At 49.9% G+C, this 21031-nt stretch carries 14 protein-coding genes and 2 pseudogenes; 6 read left to right on the forward strand and 10 right to left on the reverse strand.

Features of this window, described 5'->3' with window-relative positions; genetic code table 11:
• Positions 1-99: 99 nt before the first annotated feature.
• Positions 100-1245 (forward strand): annotated as a pseudogene (locus tag AXE86_RS10860) (recombinase family protein); the annotation flags it as partial.
• A 4-nt stretch (positions 1246-1249) separates the two neighbouring features.
• Here AXE86_RS10860 and AXE86_RS10865 read toward each other — a convergent pair.
• The 10 genes and pseudogenes from AXE86_RS10865 to AXE86_RS13455 form a co-directional block, all read right to left on the reverse strand.
• Positions 1250-2920: a ShlB/FhaC/HecB family hemolysin secretion/activation protein gene (locus tag AXE86_RS10865; protein ID WP_061946769.1), complete on the reverse strand. Its 1671-nt coding sequence runs from the start codon at positions 2918-2920 to the stop codon at positions 1250-1252.
• Between the two features lie 33 nt (positions 2921-2953).
• The gene (locus AXE86_RS10870) at positions 2954-3193 is read right to left on the reverse strand and encodes a DUF7336 domain-containing protein (protein WP_061946770.1); all 240 of its coding nucleotides are present in this window, start codon (positions 3191-3193) and stop codon (positions 2954-2956) included.
• 5 nt (positions 3194-3198) lie between these two features.
• Positions 3199-3633: a DUF7336 domain-containing protein gene (locus tag AXE86_RS10875; protein ID WP_083501194.1), complete on the reverse strand. Its 435-nt coding sequence runs from the start codon at positions 3631-3633 to the stop codon at positions 3199-3201.
• A 619-nt stretch (positions 3634-4252) separates the two neighbouring features.
• Positions 4253-5335: pseudogene (locus tag AXE86_RS13605) on the reverse strand (hemagglutinin repeat-containing protein); the annotation flags it as partial.
• Between the two features lie 104 nt (positions 5336-5439).
• A complete protein-coding gene (locus AXE86_RS10885) occupies positions 5440-5772 on the reverse strand; it encodes a DUF2019 domain-containing protein (protein WP_061946772.1) in 333 nt (110 codons plus the stop codon).
• A 14-nt stretch (positions 5773-5786) separates the two neighbouring features.
• Positions 5787-7160 carry a hypothetical protein gene (locus AXE86_RS13445; RefSeq protein ID WP_232294880.1) on the reverse strand — a complete coding sequence of 458 codons (1374 nt, stop codon included), beginning with the start codon at positions 7158-7160 and terminating at the stop codon, positions 5787-5789.
• Complete coding sequence (locus AXE86_RS13450) at positions 7157-8143, reverse strand: hemagglutinin repeat-containing protein (protein WP_232294881.1); 987 nt, start codon at positions 8141-8143, stop codon at positions 7157-7159. The genes AXE86_RS13445 and AXE86_RS13450 overlap by 4 nt, the downstream gene beginning before the upstream one ends.
• Positions 8118-8537, reverse strand: a complete 420-nt coding sequence (locus AXE86_RS10895) for a hypothetical protein (protein WP_061946773.1) — start codon at positions 8535-8537, stop codon at positions 8118-8120. Before AXE86_RS10895 ends, AXE86_RS13450 begins: the two co-directional genes overlap by 26 nt.
• Positions 8538-8560: 23 nt before the next feature.
• On the reverse strand, positions 8561-13552 hold the full coding sequence (locus tag AXE86_RS10900) for a hemagglutinin repeat-containing protein (RefSeq protein ID WP_061946774.1): 4992 nt from the start codon (positions 13550-13552) through the stop codon (positions 8561-8563).
• A complete protein-coding gene (locus AXE86_RS13455; RefSeq protein WP_061946775.1) occupies positions 13464-15350 on the reverse strand; it encodes a filamentous hemagglutinin N-terminal domain-containing protein in 1887 nt (628 codons plus the stop codon). The genes AXE86_RS10900 and AXE86_RS13455 overlap by 89 nt, the downstream gene beginning before the upstream one ends.
• Positions 15351-15607: 257 nt before the next feature.
• Here AXE86_RS13455 and AXE86_RS10910 point away from each other — a divergent pair, with 257 nt between their 5' ends.
• The 5 genes from AXE86_RS10910 to AXE86_RS10930 all read left to right on the forward strand — a co-directional run bounded on the left by AXE86_RS10910 (position 15608) and on the right by AXE86_RS10930 (position 21025).
• Positions 15608-17137, forward strand: coding sequence for a YifB family Mg chelatase-like AAA ATPase (locus tag AXE86_RS10910; protein ID WP_061946776.1), 1530 nt, complete (start codon positions 15608-15610; stop codon positions 17135-17137).
• A gap of 37 nt (positions 17138-17174) precedes the next feature.
• Positions 17175-17507: a divalent cation tolerance protein CutA gene (gene cutA / locus AXE86_RS10915; RefSeq protein ID WP_061946777.1), complete on the forward strand. Its 333-nt coding sequence runs from the start codon at positions 17175-17177 to the stop codon at positions 17505-17507.
• A gap of 85 nt (positions 17508-17592) precedes the next feature.
• Complete coding sequence (locus AXE86_RS10920) at positions 17593-18549, forward strand: hypothetical protein (protein WP_061946778.1); 957 nt, start codon at positions 17593-17595, stop codon at positions 18547-18549.
• Positions 18515-19222 carry a glycosyltransferase family protein gene (locus tag AXE86_RS10925; RefSeq protein ID WP_061946779.1) on the forward strand — a complete coding sequence of 236 codons (708 nt, stop codon included), beginning with the start codon at positions 18515-18517 and terminating at the stop codon, positions 19220-19222. Before AXE86_RS10920 ends, AXE86_RS10925 begins: the two co-directional genes overlap by 35 nt.
• A 24-nt stretch (positions 19223-19246) precedes the next feature.
• Complete coding sequence (locus tag AXE86_RS10930) at positions 19247-21025, forward strand: O-linked N-acetylglucosamine transferase, SPINDLY family protein (RefSeq protein WP_061947020.1); 1779 nt, start codon at positions 19247-19249, stop codon at positions 21023-21025.
• Positions 21026-21031: the final 6 nt, after the last annotated feature.

The following is a 21031-nucleotide window of genomic DNA, read 5'->3' on the forward strand; positions in this document are numbered from 1 at the left end:
ATACTCGCTTAACGATAGGCAGGGGGGTGCAAGGGGGTGCATCGTTAATCGGGTATAGGGGGTGCATCGTTAGATTGTATCAATATCAGGGGTAAGACGGAACTTCTTATAACGATTATGAGCTCGCTGGCTCAGGAGGAGAGCCGCAGCATCTCGGAAAACACCACATGGGGCAAGCGCAAGCAGTTCGCCGAGGGAAAAACCAGTGTGGGATACAGCGCATTCCTCGGCTATGACAAGGACTTCAAAATCAACGAGGAACAGGCGAAAATCGTAAGGCTCATCTACAAACTCTTCCTTGGTGGGCGATCCTTTTATGCCATTACGAAGGAACTGGAGAAGCGCGGCATCAAATCTCCGTCTGGAAAAGATAGATGGTACATTTCCACGGTGCGCTCCATCCCTACCAACGAGAAGTATCGTGGGGATGCGCTGATCCAGAAAGAGTATACGGCAGACTTCCTCGATAAGACGCGACGGAAGAACACGGGCGAGATTCCGCAGTATTATGTGGAGGAGCACCACGAGGCGATTATCCCGCCGGACTTGTTCGACTTTGTGCAATCCGAGATAAAGCGTAGAGAACAGAATGGCAAGCACAGCGGCGTGAGCATCTTCGCGAACAAAATCAAATGCGGATGCTGCGGCGGTTGGTACGGGGCGAAGGTGTGGCACTCCACGGACAAGTACCGCAGAGTCATCTACCGCTGCAACAAGAAATATGCCCACAAGGGCATGCCATGCAGCACGAGGCACTTGACGGAGGAGGAAATCAAACAGATTTTCGTCAAGGCACTGAACTCCTTGGTGGAAGTCAAGGAGCGTGTGATTGCGGAACTGCGGTCTCTGATTGACAGCGTTTGCCAAACGGGGGATCTGACGGAGGAACGGGATAAAGTAGAGCAGGAACTTTGTGTTTTGGCAGAACGGATCGAAATACTGATTCAGGAGAATGCGCGGGTGGCACAGGATCAGAATGCGTATCTGAAACAGGAAAATGAGATTCGCGGACTCTATGTGGAAAAGCAGGGAAATTTGGAAAAATTGGACGACCAAATCGCCGAGAGGGAGGGCAAGAGAAATACCTTAGAGGGCATGATTCAAGTGGTATGTGGTATCAACGGGGAGCAAGTTGAGTTCGATGAGGAGCTATGGGGCGGACTGCTCGATCACATTGTGGTCAAGGAGGACGGACAGATTACCGTTGTTTTCAAGGGCGGGATTGAGATTGGCGTTGGAGGATGAAACGCTAGAACTTCATCCCGAGGGAGAATCCATACGTCACATCCGGTGTACGGAATCCCTCGGGTTTTTGTATGGGTTTGGCAGCGAATACGTCATAGGAAAGCATATCCATCGTGCCGCGCAGCCCGAGCACGGTGCCCGCAATCACGTGTCCGTTGTAGACCTCCGTACCGTACCCATAGACCGCACCGACATCAAGCCCGAGATAGAGTTCTGCCTTTTGTTTCGGGAATCGTGTCGAAAGCTCATTTCGGAGATACCATCCGTTCGTCCCCATCAGTGTGACCTCACCGTCGAAGCCGCGCACCGTATAGCGATTGCCCATGCTGATCATATCCACGCCGTAGAGCCGCATCCCATCCATCGTATACTGTCCGTGAAAGGATGTTGTAAATGTTGCGGGATGATGACAGAACTCGAACGGATGCACAAAATCTACATCGAGCAGCCACATCCGATAGAGTGTCTTAGGGGCATCGGGATAAGTTTTCTCCTTCTGTGCGCCAAGCCATCCGAGACCGAACCTGTGTGCCAGACGGAAATAGAGCGTGTCGCGCTGCAGATAGAGCCGCTCAGCAAAGCCGACCTCCATCGACGTTTGGTGCATCGCTTGAATGGGCAGCTCAACACCGTTCAAGAAACTGTGTGAATTCCGTTTTCGCAGACGGATATCCATGCTCGTCTTCATCGTAGCCGAGCGATGGAGAACATAGTCCCATGACAGCATAGAAATATTGGAATCGCCTGCACTGATGAAGTTATAGGGAATGCTCTCTATCGTTTGATGATATTTGGAGCGTTGATAGGAAAACGAGAATGTATGCCGCCCATAGGGATAGGTATAGCTGATATTATGCCCGCGCGTTCCTTTCTCATACCCGTCGCGCGCACCGTCGAGATTCATCCCGATGCGGAGCATATCATTCTTGTGAAAGGGCTGATCGATACCGATGGAGGTATACCATTGGAGCTTTCCCGTGTCCTCAAGCCCCGAGTCATCCACCGAGATTGTACCGTAGAAATTTTTCCCGCGTTTTACCGTGAGCACGACATTCGTCCGCTGCGCCTGATCCGAGGGAAGGAGCTGAACAGAGATATCCTGTGAGGGAAGACGCTTCGCCTGTTCGATGCCCTGTTCGATGTCCCGCACATTGAGGATATCTCCCTCGTGAAAGGGAAAGAGATTCTTCCAGTAGAGTGCATCACTACCCTCTGCGAAACGAACCGTGCCGATATAGCCGATCTGCAGAACGAGACGGAGCTCCCCGGAGGAAAGATTTTGTTCCGGCACGACAATACGGCTCGTGGAGAAGCCACGAGCCATGAGGGACTGATTCATCGCATGGATGAGCTTGTTGATGTCGCTGAGAGACAGCTCCTTATCCTTATAGGGGCGAGCGATACGTTCGAGGAAGCGGAATCGCTCTGATTGGTTCTCAATCCTGATATGAGAGATGTGGAAGCGGACGCTCTCATCTGCGGGAAGATCCGTAGAAGGAGGAGGGGCGACAATCGTCTCCACACGCTCCTCACCGAGCCGCTCCTGCCGCTCTGCCTCCTGCGCTCGCGACTGATCGAGCTGTTCCTGCTGTGCAGGGGCAGCGATAGCAGGAGGAGCAGAGAAGGAGAGGAGGGGGATGAGGAGTAGTAAAGAGGGGCGTTTGAGTGTTTTCAAGTGGAGTCACCTCGAAGTTCTTAGGGCGCAGCTTTACTCATCAAAGTCGTCATCGTCATCATGCACAAATCCTGTATCCCAACTTCCGATGTTTATGTGATGCTTGTCGATATAAAAGCAGTCCATCGGATAGTCTCGAAATCCGGGTTTTTTGCTGTACATGATTTGCGCTTGTTCAGCTTTTTCTCTCGTTGAAAAGATGCCAAGTATCTTGAAAATATCCATGCCGCGTTCGTTTTCATAGTAGTGTCCCAGTTCATAACAGTATTCCATACGTATCACTCCTTCGCTTCCATGATAATTCTGGCATAGCGTACCAAGGCGCCAGATTCTTCAGAGAAGAACCTGCTTTTGGGTTTTTCGGATTTTCCGTGCTTTGCCAAGATCCTCTTGAGAAATTGCCGAGGACGTTCTCCTTTGTGCACTTGTTCTTCGCTTGCCCAAAGAGGGATATCGCAAGAGATGTTTTGCGGGGTCATTCGGGCGATGAATCCTTCTTGCCAATAACAAGCATCGATTTCATATTCAATCACGTAAAAGCAAGAATATGGATAGTCGCGGAAACCACCAAGCTTCATGTATCTTGCCGCTTCCGTCTGCGCTTTTTTGCGAGTGCTATAGACTCCGATTCCTTTTGCTTCTATATCGTATTTGGCCAGATCGTAAACATGCAATAACATATATACAACGGTTGCCTTATTTGTTCTTTCCACCGCGATCCCCCCATTTCTTTAATATATTATATTCGCTGGTTGGTCCTTTTTTGTAATTTCCTTCTCCATAGCGTTTATCCATAACTCGTTTGGCAAAATCCTTTCCACTTTCCCCAGGCTCGGGCCGTTCTCCCAGCGTCCATGATGGTCGATTGCTTGCTTTCTCTTTTCCGGAAGCCTTTGTATAGAATCTATTATCGTCAAGAAGGTTTCTTATGCTCCACTCCTCTTTAAACTCTAATAATGAATTGGGAGATTGTTTATATTTAAAATCGAGTACATTAGGAGATAGATCGAAAGGAAAACGCACATGATCTGGTGGAGTCACGATTATGGTAGGTAAGAAATAGTAGTAAATTCCACTGTTCGAATATGTCTGAGCATATGAAACATGAAGGTTCTGGAGAATAGATTCTAATGTCGAATCTACTTGATCGAATAACCAGATCCCATCGTGTTGTAGTCGCGCTACAACTTCGTTCGTACCCTTTTTTTGAATGATCTGTACTCCTTCAAGGGTCGTAATCGAATATGCTGTATGAATTAAGACCTTATCAAGATTTGTGGCGGCTCTTTCAACGATCTTAGCCATTTGAGGCAGACGCGGAATGAGAGCGGCAAAGATATTATATTTCGTTCCGCTTGCGGCAGCAGACGCTCCAGCTTGTGCATTTCCTCCGATTGCCTTCGCCGCAGCTGCGCCGATGATGCCGCTGACGATTTGGGCGGTGCCGGGATCTAGACCCTTTAGATTGTTAATGAGTGCTTCGTTGAGTCCTGCACCGATGGCACCTGAAGCGAAGCCAGTTCCTGTGATCTGGCTCATGAGTCCGCCGATGATGGCGTGTGCGGCAATCTTGCGTCCGCTGCCATCGTCCTTCATGTTGTGTAAGAGACGGAATGCCTCCTCTCCGAATACGGCGGCAAGCTCCTGCTGTTCCTCGATTTTCGCTTTGTCAAAGATTTTACCGAGTTCGTTGAGTGAGTTTGCCGTGTCACGGCTGAGGGCAGAGATATCCTGTGTGGGATTCTCTCGGATGTCGATTGTTCCTGGTGCGACGGCAGATTTTGTTGTGCTGCTTGCATCTCCCTTGACGGGCATGGAGATGTTCGGGGCAAGACCGATGGTGTTGTAGACTTTGTTCTGCTCGTCCTCGATCATGTTTTTATAGTTGCCGTATTTGTGGTAGGAGGCACCGATACTCTTTGCACTGTAATCCGCTTCATTATGGAGGTCGCTAAAGGAGAGTGTACCCGTTGAGAGATAGTTCTTGTCCGAAGTCGCCTTGCTCGCGATCACGCCGCCCTTAAGGTCGGTATTCTTTTCGACGTAGATATCAAAGCCTTTGCTTCCTGCGAAGAATCCTGCCTGATCGCGTGCGCTGCGATAGTGGGAGTCGATATTTCCTTTGTTCCAAGATGCGCTGAATGTGGGATTGGAGAAGGAACGAAGCGTTTCTATCTTCGTATTCCCGTTGGCGTCCGTCGTTTCCTTTTTTGTTTGGTTGACGTTCCATGAGACACCAAAGCCGGTGGAGTGGTTGTCTTCCTCGTAGGTCTCCTTCTCCTGCAAGGTCTCAATATTGAGATTCCCGCCGACCTTTGCGGTGATCTTCTCGCCCTGTGCCTTGCTCCCGATGATGTCCATGTCCTTGCCGGATGTGAGGTTGAGGTTGTTTGCTGCGGAGAGAGCGGTTGTGCCGTTTGTGCTCGCAACGTCTGCCGCGCTCATTGAGTGCGTTGTTTGTATCATGACTGAGGGCAAAGATGTCCTGTGTTGGATTCTTGCGGATGACGATATATTTATTACACATTTAATGTACCTTTTCTCCATTCCTCCAATGTAATTTCTGCGCTAAAACCAAGGTGTCCATGTTCTTTTGACAATTTTTCTAAAGTATCTTCTGCTTCATTGGGGAAGATATTTAATAATGCAAAAGAGGCATTTAAACGCACAAATCCTTCAGTGTGTTTTAGTGCAAGTAATAGTTGTTGAATACCTTGTTCTGTTTGTTTTAATTCAAACTCTGTTTTCCTAATTTTGTCAAATAATATATTGGCTTTACGAGGATCTTTACTTGCTCCCCAGCGTATACACATATCTTCATACTGAGAAATTAAATTTTGCTCTTTATTCATGATATAACTCCTCTTTATTTGGTTGAAGATTCTTTAAATGGCGTAAAAACCCATTTTCCATCTTCTAGTGTTACTGTACCAAATTTCTCCAATTGCCTTTTCCCGAACTCGAATTGTTCTTTAAAGCTCTTTGTGGATAACCAGTCTCGTACAGTTTTTCCTCCTGTAAACAGATCCTTACTAGAATAATATCTACTTATCTCTGAGTGTATACTTCCTTTTCCGCTTGGTAAAGCAATAACATTGCCGACATTATGGATTTGTTCTGGAGTAAAACCAGCCCTATCAGTTTTGAGTTGGGATTGCTCGACAATATGATGCCATTGCATATTTTCTCCTGCGGGTTCTAAATACTTTTTCAATGCAGTAAAACTATCAAATCCTTTATCTGTTGCCCCTGGTGGAAAAAGATTTTTATTAGCCTCTTTGGGAGGTAATCCGGACTGTGGAATATCTGAATCATTGGAGTTTTTCTTTGGTATTTGTGAAGTTCCTCTTTTATCAAAGACGCTGAATTTTTCTGAAGACAAATGAGACGGGATGTTCTTTTTCGTCCGTATGAAACTCGAAATTCCTAGCACACCAGTCAATTTCTTTGTGGCTTTGATATATTTTGCACCAGGGATGATCATTCCGACAGATCGTATAGCTTCTTCATAATTTCCATCTGCAGCGTATAGGATTCCATCTGCTATACTTGCTACAGAACCAATCGGTCCTGGAACATAGCCAATCAAATCCAATCTTTCGTGTGCTGTTGTGGAAAAAGACTTATACTCTGTATTTTTATCTTTTTGTTCCTTTAATGGTAAGGAGATTCCTGCAGCTGGTATAAGCTTACCGATATATTTTCTATCTTGGAATATATAATCTTGCTGCGAACCAGTAATGTTTTCATCATAAATGGTATAAGGGACATAAGCTAATTCAGGTAGCTTGGCATTATAACCGTGATCTCCAAGATATACATCCCATGCATTTCCCTTATTATTCACTGCAACGCAGACGATGTATCTGTTTTCTTCAAAATCGTAAAGAAGAATATAGTCTCCATCTCTTAAAGACTGATAAATCTCCTGTTCAGGAAGATGTTCAAGTTGCTCTTTGATTCTCGGCAACTTTTCATATTTGTTCCACTTCGTTCCTGCCGCCGCCGCACTCGCACCTGCAGCGGCACTTCCTCCGGCGACTTTCGCCGCGGCGGCCCCAAGGATGGCACTGACGATTTGCGCTGTGCCGGGGTCTTTGCCCTTGACGGCGTTAATCAGTGCTTCGTTGAGTCCTGCGCCGATTGCACCCGAAGCAAAGCCGGCTCCTGTGATCTGGCTCATGAGTCCGCCGATGATGGCGTGTGCGGCAATCTTGCGTCCGCTGCCATCGTCCTTCATGTTGTGTAAGAGACGGAATGCCTCCTCTCCGAATACGGCGGCAAGCTCCTGCCGTTCCTCGATTTTCGCCTTGTCGAAGATTTTACCGAGTTCGCTGTGTCACGGCTGAGGGCAGAGATGTCCTGCGTCGGATTCTCACGGATGTCAATGGTTCCCGGTGCGATGGCAGCTTTTGTTGTGCTGCTTGCATCCCCCTTGACGGGCATGGAGAGATTCGGCGCTAGTCCTTTGGTATTGTAGATCGCATCCCGATCTTCCTTCTCCATGTCGTTATAGTTGCCGTATTTGTGGTAGGAGGCACCGATGCTCTTTGCACTGTAATCGGCTTCGTTTTTGAGATCGCTAAAGGAGAGTGTACCCGTTGAGAGATGGTTCTTGTCAGTGAACGCCTCACTTGCGATCACGCCGCCCTTAAGGTCGGTATTCTTTTCTACGTAGATATCAAAGCCTTTGCTTCCTGCGAAGAATCCTGCCTGATCGCGTGCACTGCGATAGTGGGAGTCAACATTTCCTTTACTAAAGGAACCTCCGATGTTGGGCATGGAAAATTTGCGATAGGCATTTTTAGAACCTGGCGCAACAAGTTTATCGGTGGTTTTATCAAAGAAGTTGACGTTCCACGAGACACCAAAGCCGGTGGAGTGGTTGTCTTCCTCGTAGGTTTCTTTCTCCTGCAAGGTCTCAATCTTGAGATTCCCACCGACCTGTGCCGTGATCTTATCACCCTGTGCCTTGCTCCCGATGATGTCCATGTCCTTGCCGGAGGTGAGGGTAAGGTCGTTCTTTGCAGAGACGAGAGCGGGGGAGTAGGAGGTAACAGATTCTTTGCTGTCACCATTGCCTTTGTTTGCATTGATGCTGATATCCGTCAGTCCCGACGGGGCAAAGGATGCACCGATGCTTGCCGAGCTGAATTTGTTTTCGGTTGAGATAATGGCTGTGTTTATTTTTCGTGAATCATAGTAGCTGAATTTCAGGATCATAGCTAGTGATGATATCGATAAACTCGTCCGATGTAATTAGGGTAAATTGCTTCACATGACGATACATTTCGATAGCGTCATTGCAACCGCCATATATTGATTCTTCTCGTGCCCATTTGAGTAGAACAGAATCCTGCACTTCAAACAGCGTCCATTTTGCATAAAAATCTGTTCCGTATTCTTTATCTAAAAAGCCAAGTGTTTTACACCGGTTCTCTTCCTCTGTACTTTGATAGGAAATAACGGAGAAGGGGAAAATTATCTTAATGCCGCGACTGTCATCGCGTGCCATCAAGGTAATCTCCAAGCCATCACAAGTTTCGATCAATTTCTCTGTATACATCTTTCCAGGAAGATCCGACACCGGCTTCCATTGACTCCATTTTCCATACATTGTATTTTCCTCCAAATCTATAATTAGTCTTTGTACCTTATTTTTATCCGTGTATTATCAGGCTGAATGATTTCTAGAGTGGGATGCCCTTCTGAGCTCTTCTCTCGTACATTTACATCCCTGCCATCACGTAGTTTCCCTGTTTTTATCTTTCCTCTTTCAGCTGTTGTTCTATCTTTAACACTTCCTTCTTCTAAATCTAATGAGTTGAAGTCTTTTTCTGCCTGGTCATATCCTCCTGTCTTATCGTATTGTTTTGCCCGTCTTTTTTCAGGTCTAGGTTCTGCTTTTTCCAGTATCTTGTCTACCGAGTCATTTGCATTTTTACCAGAAGTACTGGCACTAAATCTTGAAAGGTCATCGGCAAGGTTTTTGCTTGCCTGTCCAACGTTTATTGCTCCGTGTGTTGCCATAGCGGCTCCAGCGGCTGCCACTGCAGGAACAGCAGGAGCCGCTACAACAGACGTTCCCGCCGTAGCACTTCCTCCGACAGAGGTTCCAACTCCAGCTACGAACTCTACTACTCCCCCAATAGCAGAGAATCCATGTCCTACGATTCTTCCACTAAGACTATAGGGGGTATCAAAGGAATAAGGATTCCTATTCTTTGTAGGCATTTGTGCGCCAGACAGGAAGTTTGGAGTAAAGTCTTCAGCTACAGCAGTTGAGAAACCTTTGCTGAACTCGGCGTATTTCCATCCAAAATCAGCGAGTATGGACAATGGTGATAGTATGATTTGACGGATAGTCTTTGTAGCTTTATTGATAACTTTTCCTTGAAAAGGCTTTGTTGGAACATATGTGGAGGAGGAGTTTGAGGAAAAAACGATAACAGGAGTTCCGTCAAGTGTGAGTTCGACAGAATCATATATCGCATCAATTTGCTCAAAACCAGTCCGATTCTGTTTCTTTGATACGATTTTATAATCTTGACCGTTTCCAGAACCATCTTCATCATCTTTCCAAATGTACATTCCCTCTTCAGGTTTTTCGATTTCGTCCTCTTTGTCCCTAGCCTTATCATAACGGTAATATTTTCCGTCACGATAGACAACCTCTCCGTCAAACCATCGTCTATGCCCGTGTGCATTATAATGAACGGCATAGACTGCCGCTTCGGCAGAGGTATGCGCGTTTCGATTTAACAGTTTTGCTGTTGCTCCGGCAATGAAAGCGGTAGCAAGAAGTTGTAGATTATCGTCGGGGATTTTTGCAATCTCTTTGGCAAAGAGATCGTGTGCTATGCTCCCTGTCGCACCAGACAGAGCGTCTTTTCCTCCAAAAGAGGCGGCAATTCCGCTTCCAAGAGCACGTAAAAGAGTTATATTGATACTTTCTTCAGCCCATTTCTTTCGTTCTTCTGGCGTTTTGGCTCTCTCCTGCATCCGCTGAGAAAAATCACCGATTTCTTGGTTCAGAAGACGTGAGAAGGTTTCCGCCAATTCTTTTTGTTCATTGACATCTTCTCTAGAGAAAATTCGGTCTAGGGCGTTCAGTGTATTTTCTGTACTGCGAAGAACTTTATTAAGTGCATCTCTGTCACCTGCGCGGACAATGATCGTCCCCGGTGCAATTGCACTCTGTGTTGTTGTAGAAGCATTATCGCTAATAGTAATGCCAGGGATTGGCGTAATGGTCAATGTATTATGTGGACGAAGCTCATCATTGTCGACTTTGTACTTCGTCGTTGTTGTAAGCCCCGTTTCAAAACTGCTTGCACTGTAATCTGCCTCGTTTTTGAGGTCGCTAAAGGAGAACGTCCCCGTTGAGAGACGATTTTTGTCTGCACTTGCCTTGCTCGCGATCACGCCGCCCTTAAGGTCGGTATTCTTCTCGACGTAGATGTCAAAGCCGCCGCTTCCCGCGAAGAATCCTGCCTGTTCACGTGCACTGCGGTAGTGGGAGTCGATATTTCCCTTGTTCCAAGATGCACTGAATGTGGGCTTGGAGAAGGAACGAAGCGTTTCTATCTTCGTATTCCCGTTGGCATCCGTCGTTTCCTTTTTTGTTTGGTTGACGTTCCACGAGACACCAAAGCCGGTGGCGTGGTTGTCTTCCTCGTAGGTCTCTTTCTCCTGCAAGGTTTCAATGTTCAGATTCCCACCGACCTTTGCCGTGATCTTCTCGCCCTGTGCCTTGCTCCCGATGATATCCATGTCCTTGCCCGAGGAGAGGCTGAGGTCGTTCTTTGCAGAAACGAGAGCGGGGGAGTAGGAGGTAACAGATTCTTTGCTATTCCCATTGGCTTTGTTTGCACTGATGCTGATATCCGTCAGTCCCGACGGGGTAAAGGATGCGCCGATGCTTGCCGAGCTGAATTTGTTCTCCGTGGTGGTGATGCTTGTATTTTCGCCCGCTTCTAGGCGCACGTTTCCCTTAGCACTGAGGGAGACGTTATTTCCTGTGACGGCACTGCCCTTGACAGTTAGGTCACGCTCTCCTGCGGTGAGGTTGGTATTTCCACCCGACGCGATGCGGCTTCCCGCATATTCGGTTGTTGTATTCTCCATGCGGCTGTAGGATTTGCTCGTCCCGAAGCTGATGTCGAGGGAGAAGGTCTTACCCGTGAGGGGATTCTTCTTGAACGCGTCGTGAATCATTCGCCCCGTCTGCCATGCGTATACGGCTTTGAGTCGGTCGTCCTGTACCTCACCCATGCGGCTGATCTGTGCATAGAGCGACTGTCCGAGATCAAGGAGTCCGTGACTGAAGCTGACGGTAAGCCCTGTCGTCTTGCTTTCCTGTGTGATGCTCTCGCGGTAGATATTGCTCTTGCCGTCGAGATGTGTCTCTTTCGCGGTGACCGTTGCATCTTTGTCCGCGAGGATATTGCTTGATGAGATATGTGCGTTCTCTCCGGCAGAGATGGAGACATTTCCACCAAGTGCCGCAATATTCGTCCCCTGCCGGGTGAGGCCGTCACTGTCCTGTGTGGTCTTGGTCTGCTGCGTGCCGATGGTAAAGCCGAGTCCGCCGCCCGCCGAGAAGATGCCGGACGTTTTGACCGATTTGAAATTCTCCGTATGGACATAGTTATCCGCTGAGGCGGCAGAGACATTCCGTCCCGCCGTGACAGTTACATCGTGATCTGCCGCGATATCTGCCGCCGTAAAGGAGGCGTCGCGTTTTGCCGTGATGCTGACATTCTTCCCCGTGACTTTGCTCGTGATCGCAGTATCGGATTCCGTATCTGTACGGATGGTTGTGGTCTTGGTGGAGAGAAGTCCGCTCTCCTTGTACCGAATGCCATAGTGATCCTCGGATATCTCTCGTCCTTCCGTGAGGGAGATGTCATTTCCTGCGGAGAGGGAAGCTGTGCCGCTTTTGCTCTCGATAGTCGCAGCTCTGGCAGTAAGGTCATTTCCTGCAGCAACTAAAACGTTCCCATCTGCATGAATCTCTGCAGCGAGTTCCGTACCGCGCTTTGTACGAAGATAATTCTCCGCACTTACTGTCATATCCTTCTCGCTTTGGAGTTTCTTAGTATCAAGGGAGATATTTTCTCCTGCCGAGAGAAGGACACTGCCGTTTTTGCCGAGTGCCGCAAGTGTTGCTCCTGCAAGAGCAATGTTCTTTCCTGCGCTCATAACAAGAACGCCCTCATCACCTTTGACGGCGATCCCGGCGGTCGTATTCAGTACATCCTGATGGGTAAGCTTTTCTGTCGTGCTCTCTGCCGTGATGTTGTTCTTTGCATCAAGGATAACCTTCTTGTCGCCGATAACAGAACCACGTATGTTAATGTCTCGTGCGGATGTCAGTCCGATGTTTTTTGCACGGATGAGTCCCGTGTTTTCGATCTCGCCTGCATTTACGAGGATGTTCTCTCCATAGAGCGTGCCGGCGTTCTTTAGTGCATCTTTCGTCTCGACGATGATGTTTCGAGCTGAGATGAGACTGCCGCCTTTCGTGAGACGAAGCCCCTGTGTGTTCTTTGTGTAGAGGACGGGATAGACGGCACGTTCCTTCTTGCCGTTCACATAGACCTCACGCTCTTCGAGCCAGATCATATCCGAGGTGAGAGATGCGACCTGTTCTTTGGAGAGCTTGATGCCGGGGGAGAGATTCATCTCCTTTGCATAGGAAATACCCGCATCCATCAGTGCCTTGAATGCGGTTTCATCGTCGGTATAGCCGTCAAGATGACGTTTTCCTGTTTGTTTTAGGATTTGCTCGGCGAGAAGCTGCTGTTCGTAGAAGCCGTCGCCGATGCGTTTGGGGATTTTGTCGGAATCCCATTTGAGCCGATTGTACATGTAGTCGGAGGAGAGGAATTTCTTCCGGTCGGTAAAGGCGGGATCCGTTTCGACAAGATACTTTGCCGTGCTCTCGGGATGAACGCGGTAGAGTGCGCTGAGGGAAATGTGTTCGGGAGATGGTGATTCTCCTGCGGCAGTGTCTGCCGTTTGCGCAGTGGAAGAAAGTCCAAAGGGGGAGAGTGCGTTTGCGATGCGCTGTCGCTGTTCACTCTCAATGGTCTCAGTGGCGGCGTTTTCCTCCACTCGGCTGACACCGATGGACGTTGGATTCGTACGCACGACTTCGGGGGTCATGTAGACACGGCTGTTATAATAACGCGAACGCCCCTTATGAAATCGGGGGACTTTGGTATAGCTTCCCCGCGTCGTCCCAAGGGTGACGGTCTGTTCCTGCTGCTGATGTGCGTTTTCGGTGAGCGCACCGTCGATGCGAAGTGTCTCGCCCGCACTGATGGTGCTGTCCGTGTTCGCTGTGTCGCCGTGAAGTGCAATATTGTTTCCGGCACGGATGACGGCGGGCAGGGAGGAGGTAACCGTCTCCTTTGAATGCACGTCTGCCGTCTCAATGAACGTCAACAGGTCAATCTTCTGTCCTGCCGCCTGTGCGGTCGTGCGGTTGTATTCCTCTGCCTCACGGTTATATGCGTCGATCTTTGTGTTCAGTGTATCAAGGATGATGCGGTACTGTGCATCCCATGGCGCTTGTGCGGGCTCTCCGTGTGCAGGACGGGGGGGATGACATGGATGTAACGCCAAGTTCCTTGAAGATGGGATCGTCATAGTCATAGTTCGGAGAGAGTGTGCCGACGAGTTCTGCTGGAACGGGCGCTTCTCCTGCGGCGATTTCAGCAGGAGTGGGCTGTTTGATCTCCTCATAGGCGGCGTGCTCGTAGATGGGCTTTTTGGCGATGTGACTGTGGTATGCCCCGTAGCCGCTGTCGATGTCGCGAAACTCCCATTCCGGGAATGCCTTTCCCTGCTCAATATGTCCAGGCTCGTCGATGCGGATCTTGGTGGGATTAACTACTGCGCTTGTGATGGTTCGCTTTGCCGCAAAGGCTGCATTCTCATTCTCTATATGGGGTGCCGTGATGGCGATGCTGCCTTGTGCCTCGATGCGTGCGCCGCTGTTTTTGAGCGTCTCTTCTGCGGTAAGAGCAATGCCCCCACCGGAGTAAAGCAAAGCATTCCCGGTATTTTGGATCGTGTTGGCGCTGACATCGAGCTGACTGTGTGCGGCAATGACACCTGCGGGATGGGCGGAGAGTTCATCCTTGATGCCATCTACGACACGTTGCTGTGCATCGTAGGCAGCTTCTGCCTGTCCGATCCTCTCCCGATAGGCAAGAAGGTGTTTGGACAGGTCTGCACGTCTGCGGAAAAACCCAGAGGAGGAAGTGGAGGGCGTTGACAGATCCCTGTGTGCGGCTTCGACCTGCACTGCGTACTGCGAAAGTGTATGTGCCTCAGCGGCAAGTCGTGCCTCAAGGGCGGCATCCGTCTCGTTCATGACGCTTTCTGCACGCACCGTGACCGTATCGCCGTAGATTCTTCCGCCGCTTTTGTTGGTCAGTTCTTTTGCACGGATGGAGGTATTCTTTCCTCCATAGATAAGATTCGTGTTTTCAACCCTGTCAGCATGTACGGAGAGGTCCCCGTCACTGTAAAATGTGCCTGTGGTTTTGAGGTTGCCGCTTACATCAAGGGAGGCGGCCTGCGTGGCGGAAAGCTGCCCCGTGAGATTGACACCGAGACCTTTTTCCGTACCGATCATCGTGATGCGGTTTGCATACATCCCGCCAATGTCCGCGAGATCAATGGCGTACTGCGGGGCAGTGGATGTTGTTTCTGAGGTGATGGGGGAGATGCTGCCGTCCTTTGCGATGCTGTTTTGTCCTACGACGATCTTCGCATGATTCGCCCAGAGTCCTGCGTTCACCGCAACAGCACGGGCATAGATTTCGGCACTGTCCGCACCGCGAGCATCAAGCCCTTTGCCCGTAATGTAAGCCCTGCCGTCCTCGATACGAAGCCCCGCATAGCCACCTGCGGCATCGCGCTCCGTGCGGCCTGCGGCAAGAATGGCACGAGAGGTATTCAAAAAGCCGGCCCCATCGGCGTAAATCCCGTTCGGGTTTGCAATGATGACGTCGGCTTTTGTGCCCGCCACTTCGAGGAAGCCCCGCAGCTCCGAGGGGCGGTCGCTCATGACCTCGTTCACGATGATGCGTGCGGGGCCTCCGCTGAGGTTCGGATTCCCCTCGATATACTTGGCAAGCTGTGTATTCGAAAAGAGAAAGGCATTATTGAGGATGGCACCACGCTCCGGGACACTGAATGCCTCGTAGTGGTTCACGGAGACATCACTGCCGTCGGGGCGTGCGATCTGTACGAGAGGAATCCCGTTTGCCGTCTCCGTCACATAGGGACGCTGCGCCTCGGGCGTAGAGGCATCGGCGACGATGTCGGCGGCAAAAGTAAGAGCCGGCTGCAGTGAAAAAATGCCAAGCGTCATCCAGCAGGTAATCTTTCGTGCAAGCTCTTTCTTCCTCATCTTCAGTAGCCTCCTTGAAACTATGTCCCTACACAATATAACGAAGCAATGATAACACGAATCAATGGATTCTTACAAGGATATTATTTCAACGAGGTGAGAGAAGCAATTTTTGCTAAATTTTTATGATTGTGTATTTTCAAGGGCATAGGAAATCGTTGTTTGGAATCTCTCTTTCTTTTGCAAAGAATCATTAGCCATCTTACCCTCTCTTGTGTTATAATTTTCTTATATTTGAAACGTAGGAGGGAAGGCCGTTGTTTGCAAAGACCTATGGTGCGACGACCCTCGGGATAGACGGACGGATTATCGACGTGGAGGTAGATGTGTCGCCGGGGCTGCCGGGGTTTGAACTGGTGGGACTTCCCGATACGTCGGTGAAGGAGTCGAAGGAGCGCGTGCGTACTGCGATTCGCAACTCCGGTATGCAGCTGCGGCAGGAGCGGGTGACGGTGAATCTTGCGCCCGCCGATGTGCGAAAGGACAGCTCGGGGCTTGATCTGCCGATTGCCGTTGGTCTCCTTGCATCCTACGGTATGGTTCCCGAGGCGGCAGTGCAGAGTGCACTTTTCTCGGCAGAGCTTTCCCTTGATGGGAACTGCCGTCCGATCAGCGGCATTCTCCCGATGGCGATTACGGCGCGGGAACATGGTCTCACAGAGTTCTACGTTGCTCCCTCCAATGCAGATGAGGCACTCCTGATTGATGGACTGAAGGTCTATGCGGTCGAGAATCTGGCGCAGTTGGTACGCCATCTGACGGGAACGGAAACGCTGACCCCCGCCGCGCAAAAACAAATCAAAGACACAAAAGACAACGCCTTTACCGATGACTTTGCGGACGTGCAGGGACAGTATCAGGCGAAGCGTGCGCTTGAGATTGCAGCGGCAGGAGGGCACAATGTCCTCATGGTTGGCGTGCCCGGTTCGGGCAAGACAATGCTGGCACGTCGGATGCCTTCGATCCTGCCGGAGCTGACGAAGGAAGAAGCCATCGAGATCACGAAGATTTACAGTATCGCGGGGCTGCTCGGCAAGGATACAGGGCTTGTGACGACGCGCCCCTTCCGCAGTCCACATCACACATCCTCGACGGTGGCGATGATCGGCGGCGGGAGCATCCCGCGTCCGGGTGAGGTGACGCTTGCCCATCACGGCGTGCTCTTTCTCGACGAGCTGCCGGAGTTCAGCAAGAAGACTCTTGAGGTGCTGCGTGAGCCGATCGAGGATCGCCAGATTACGGTGTCGCGTGCGAACGCGACGCTGACCTTTCCCTCTAGTATCATTTTGGTAGCGGCAATGAATCCATGCCCCTGCGGATTTTTTGGCGACAAAGATCATACCTGTGAATGTTCTGCGGGGGAGATCAAACGTTACACACGCAAGCTGTCGGGACCGTTATTAGACCGTATTGATCTTCATATTCGTGTATCGCGTGTGGATTATGCGGATTTGCATGCGACGCAGCGGGCCGAGCCATCGGCAGCGATACGTGCCCGCGTAGTGCAGGCACGTACGATCGAGCGGGAACGCCTAGGGCGTCACGGGCTCTTTTGTAATGCACAGATGAATCACAGCATGATCAAGAAGTACTGTACGATGGAGAAGGATGCAGAGTATCTGCTGGAAGCAGCATTTCACCGCATTCAGCTGTCGGCACGTTCGCATGACCGTATTATTAAGGCGGCAAGGACGATTGCCGATCTTGATGGAAAACCGATCATCGGAGCGTCTCATATTGCTGAGGCGATACAGCTGCGCAGTGATGTCGGACTGAACATCGAGTGACTTTTTAAATATGAGAAGATAATAGGAGTTTGCGTCCATGAAGTATGTAAAGATGGAAATATTTATTCCGCGAACACATCTTGCTGCACTCCAAAAGGCACTGCAGGTGGTGGATGCCGGGCATGTCGGGAACTATGACTCCTGCCTTGCCTATAGTCCTGTGATGGGGACTTGGCGAACTCTTGCAGGAGCAGATCCTTATGAGGGAGAAGTGGGCGAGATTACCGAGGCGGAGGAACTAAAGATCGAGGTACGCGTTGAAGAACGGCGAATTGATGAGACGATGCGTGCGATTCGAAAGATCCATCCATATGAGACGCCGGTTGTCTTTGTTTTGCCACTGCTTGACGGCACGGCATTTGACGAATAATATGGATACAACTTCTTTGCGGACTGTGTTATAATGAGTCCAATATGTGCCTTTTATTGGCACTGCAGAATGGGGAGGGCATTGTTTGGCTGAAAAGATTCGATCAGAGCTCCTCTCTTTTCTTGTACCCGATGCCGCTCCGCTGCGGGTTCTTGTCGTTGAGAGTCTGGAATATCTGCCGCAGCTGCAGCAAATGTTTCCTAAGGCAGAACTTTATGCAGTAGGTGCTGAATGCGACGCGCTGGACATTCCCACTGGCATTCATTGGCAGAAACTGGATTACATCACGACACCCCTGCCGTATGAGAAGAATTATTTCGACTATATTCTTTCCGATTTGACATTGGAAAATGCAGACAATCCGCAGGATATTGCTGCAGGATTTTCGATGTTTTTGAAAGATACGGGTGCCTTCCTAACGAGTTTCCGTAATATACGCCATTGGTCTGTCCTGCAAGATCTTATGGATGGGCACTATTATTCTATTGTTTCGCGTCTTTATGCACGTAAAGAATTTGAGAAGCTGCTATACGCCTCCTTTTATAAGAGCGTGCGTGTCCGAGCACAGCAAAGGAAAGCACCGCCAGGAATCATCGATCGGCTTGTGGCAGCGGGGTTCGATAATCACGGCGATGATCTGGAGGCAGAGTTCTATCTTGTTCGTGCAGATCGGTCAATGCCGGAACTTTCTCTGATCAAATTAATGTATACATCTGGACAACGTAAGAGCATTGTACGATTGCTTCATCGCATCGAGTATGACGTTATACGTGTGGAGTCAGTTCATCAGCTTTGGATGCTGATCGGACAGCTGGACATTTTTCCTGCCTATCTCGCTGCGCTGATTCGTGAAACAGTGGTGCACACGGAGACGTTCTATCGAGCACTCTGTTCCTATTCACATGAGCACTTGGCGTATATTCATGAGGTTCTTGAGGAGAGTGCCGCAGAGAGCGTTGACCCTGTTCGGCAGGAGTTGTATCTGAGTTTGCAGAGAGAATGCATAAATGACGAAAAAGCAGTCGACAGCGTTCGTGGATGAGAATAAGGTTGCCTTTATCACTTGCGTAAATGATGAAGATATGTACCGTGAGTGTCTTCTCTATCTCAAGACACTCTCTGTTCCCGCAGGGATAACTGTCGAGTATATCCCCGTGCGCGGTGCGCAATCCATGTGCGCAGGGTACAACGATGGGGCGCGTGCAACCGATGCGCGCTATATGGTGTATCTACATCAGGATGTCCTTGTGGTCAATAAGAATGTGATTGCCGACCTGCTCTCTATTTTTCGTGATGAGACCATCGGACTGGTCGGTGTAATCGGATGCCGAAGCCTGCCGCAGTCAGGTGTTTGGTGGGACGGACTTCGCACCTATGGGCGTGTTCTTCATCACTGTGAAACAGAGAGCGTCATTGACTCACGTTGTATGGAGCCCGATGGGCCATACATTGACGTTGAGGCGGCAGACGGACTCTTTATGGCGATACAGTATGGCATTCGTTGGCGGGAGGATCTCTTCACGGGCTGGCATTTCTATGATACATCGATGTGTATGGAGATGCGGCGTCACGAGTTCAGATGTGTTGTCCCAAATCAGGAGGAAGATTTTTGGTGCATTCACTGTCCGCAGGAAAAGCCGCTTGCACCAGAGTATAAGCACGATCAGAAAATCTTTTTACAGGAGTACGGGAAAGAACTGCAGCCAGAGATCTGAGTCAAAGGGGAAAGGGGGATGAAGATGCAGGAACAGGTGCCACTGGAGGAACATGCTGCCGAGGAGAAGCTGAACTGGCTGCGCCTTGCAACAAAATTTTCCTCCGATGGAGATCTAAAGGGGATGCGTGCATGCGCGCAGGAGGTCGAGCGTCTGAAAGCCGGCGATGTCGATGCTGCCGCTGTAAATGCTGAGGTGGCACTCTACAGCGGCCGTACAGACGAGGCAGAGACACTTGCTGATCAGGTTCTTCGTGTTCAGCCGCGTCATCCTCGTGCCCGTATGGTGAAAGCAGGGCTTGCCGCACTCGATTTTCGCCTAGATGATGAGATTGCTCTTTTGGCAGATCTTATTGAAGAATTGTCCTATAAGGAGAAACTGCTTGGTGCAGAGGATCTATCCTACACGATCTACCATCAGATCCTAAGACGTGCCCGCGGCTGGCTTGCCGATGCCCTCTATCTCGTCGGCGAAGCAAAAGGAGCGGCGCATGAATTACTCATGTCGAGCCGTCTTGCTGATGATGATTCCGTTGCAGCGGAGCTTTACAGCAAGTATCTCTTCATGCGAAACTATCGTCAACTCGGAGCGCAAGAGGGGCGACAGAAGGCAGAGCACTACGAAGAGTTGCTCCATGTGACACCATATACACATGCACATATTGCGCGCTCATCTCAGCGAAAGCTGCGCATCGGCTATATATCTCCAGACTTTCGGGAGCATGCTGTTTCCTATTTTATCCCGCCATTGCTCCGTCATTTTGACGGCGAACATTTCATGGTATTCTGCTATGCGCTCGGCAGGAGTGATGCAGTGACCGAGCGATTCCGCACGCGTCGTGTGACGTGGCGCGACTTGCGCGGGCGCCCGCCACGGACAGCAGCACGGCTCATTGCAGAGGATAAAATTGATATTCTGGTCGATCTGTCGGGACACTCACAGGACAATGCACTTCCGATTATGGCGTACCGTCCGGCACCGGTTCAGGTGTCTGGAATCGGTTACACCAATACGACAGGGCTTCATACGGTAGACTATTTTCTCTCCGACGAGGTATGCATTCCAAAGGGAGATACGCTTGCAGAGAAGGGCTTTACAGAGAAGATTCTCCGCCTGCCGCATTCCCATCTCTGCTATATGCCGGATGTAATTCGTGCGATGCCTGAGGCGGAATATGAGGCTCCGGTACAAAAAAATGGATATGTTACATTTGGCAGTTTTAATAATTTTGCCAAAGTGACGGATGAGATGCTGCTCTTATGGCGCGGCATCTTGGAGACCGTCAATAATTCACGGCTCATCATCAAGGGGAAGATTGCGAGCATTGATGCGGGGCTCCAGTTTGCAAAAAAACGACTTGCTTTGCTAAACTTCGATCTTGACCGGATCGAGTTTCGCCCGTTCAGTCCCGATTATTTGGAGCAGTACCGCGATATCGATATCGCACTGGACACAGCCCCCTATAATGGTGGCTTGACGACGTGTGAGGCGCTTTATATGGGCGTCCCTGTGATTTCCATGCGTGGACGTACGCATGGTGCCCGCTTTGGTGCGTCCATTCTGACCAATGCGGGCGTACGTGAGTTGATTGCAGAGAACGACATCAACTATGTTCGTCGTGCCGTTCAGCTCGCAGAGTCACCTAAGCTGATCGCGGGCTACCATGCAGGGCTGCGTGCGAATATGAAGCAAGCTCCACTCATGAATGCGCAGGAATATATGCATGGGTTGGAAACGGCCTATCGAGAGATATGGGATACATTCCTGCATGCCCGTATCCGTAATGGCGGTGAACAGACCTAAGGAGGG

Source organism: Selenomonas sp. oral taxon 136 (genome assembly GCF_001554015.1).
Taxonomy (GTDB): Bacteria; Bacillota; Negativicutes; order Selenomonadales; family Selenomonadaceae; genus Centipeda; species Centipeda felix.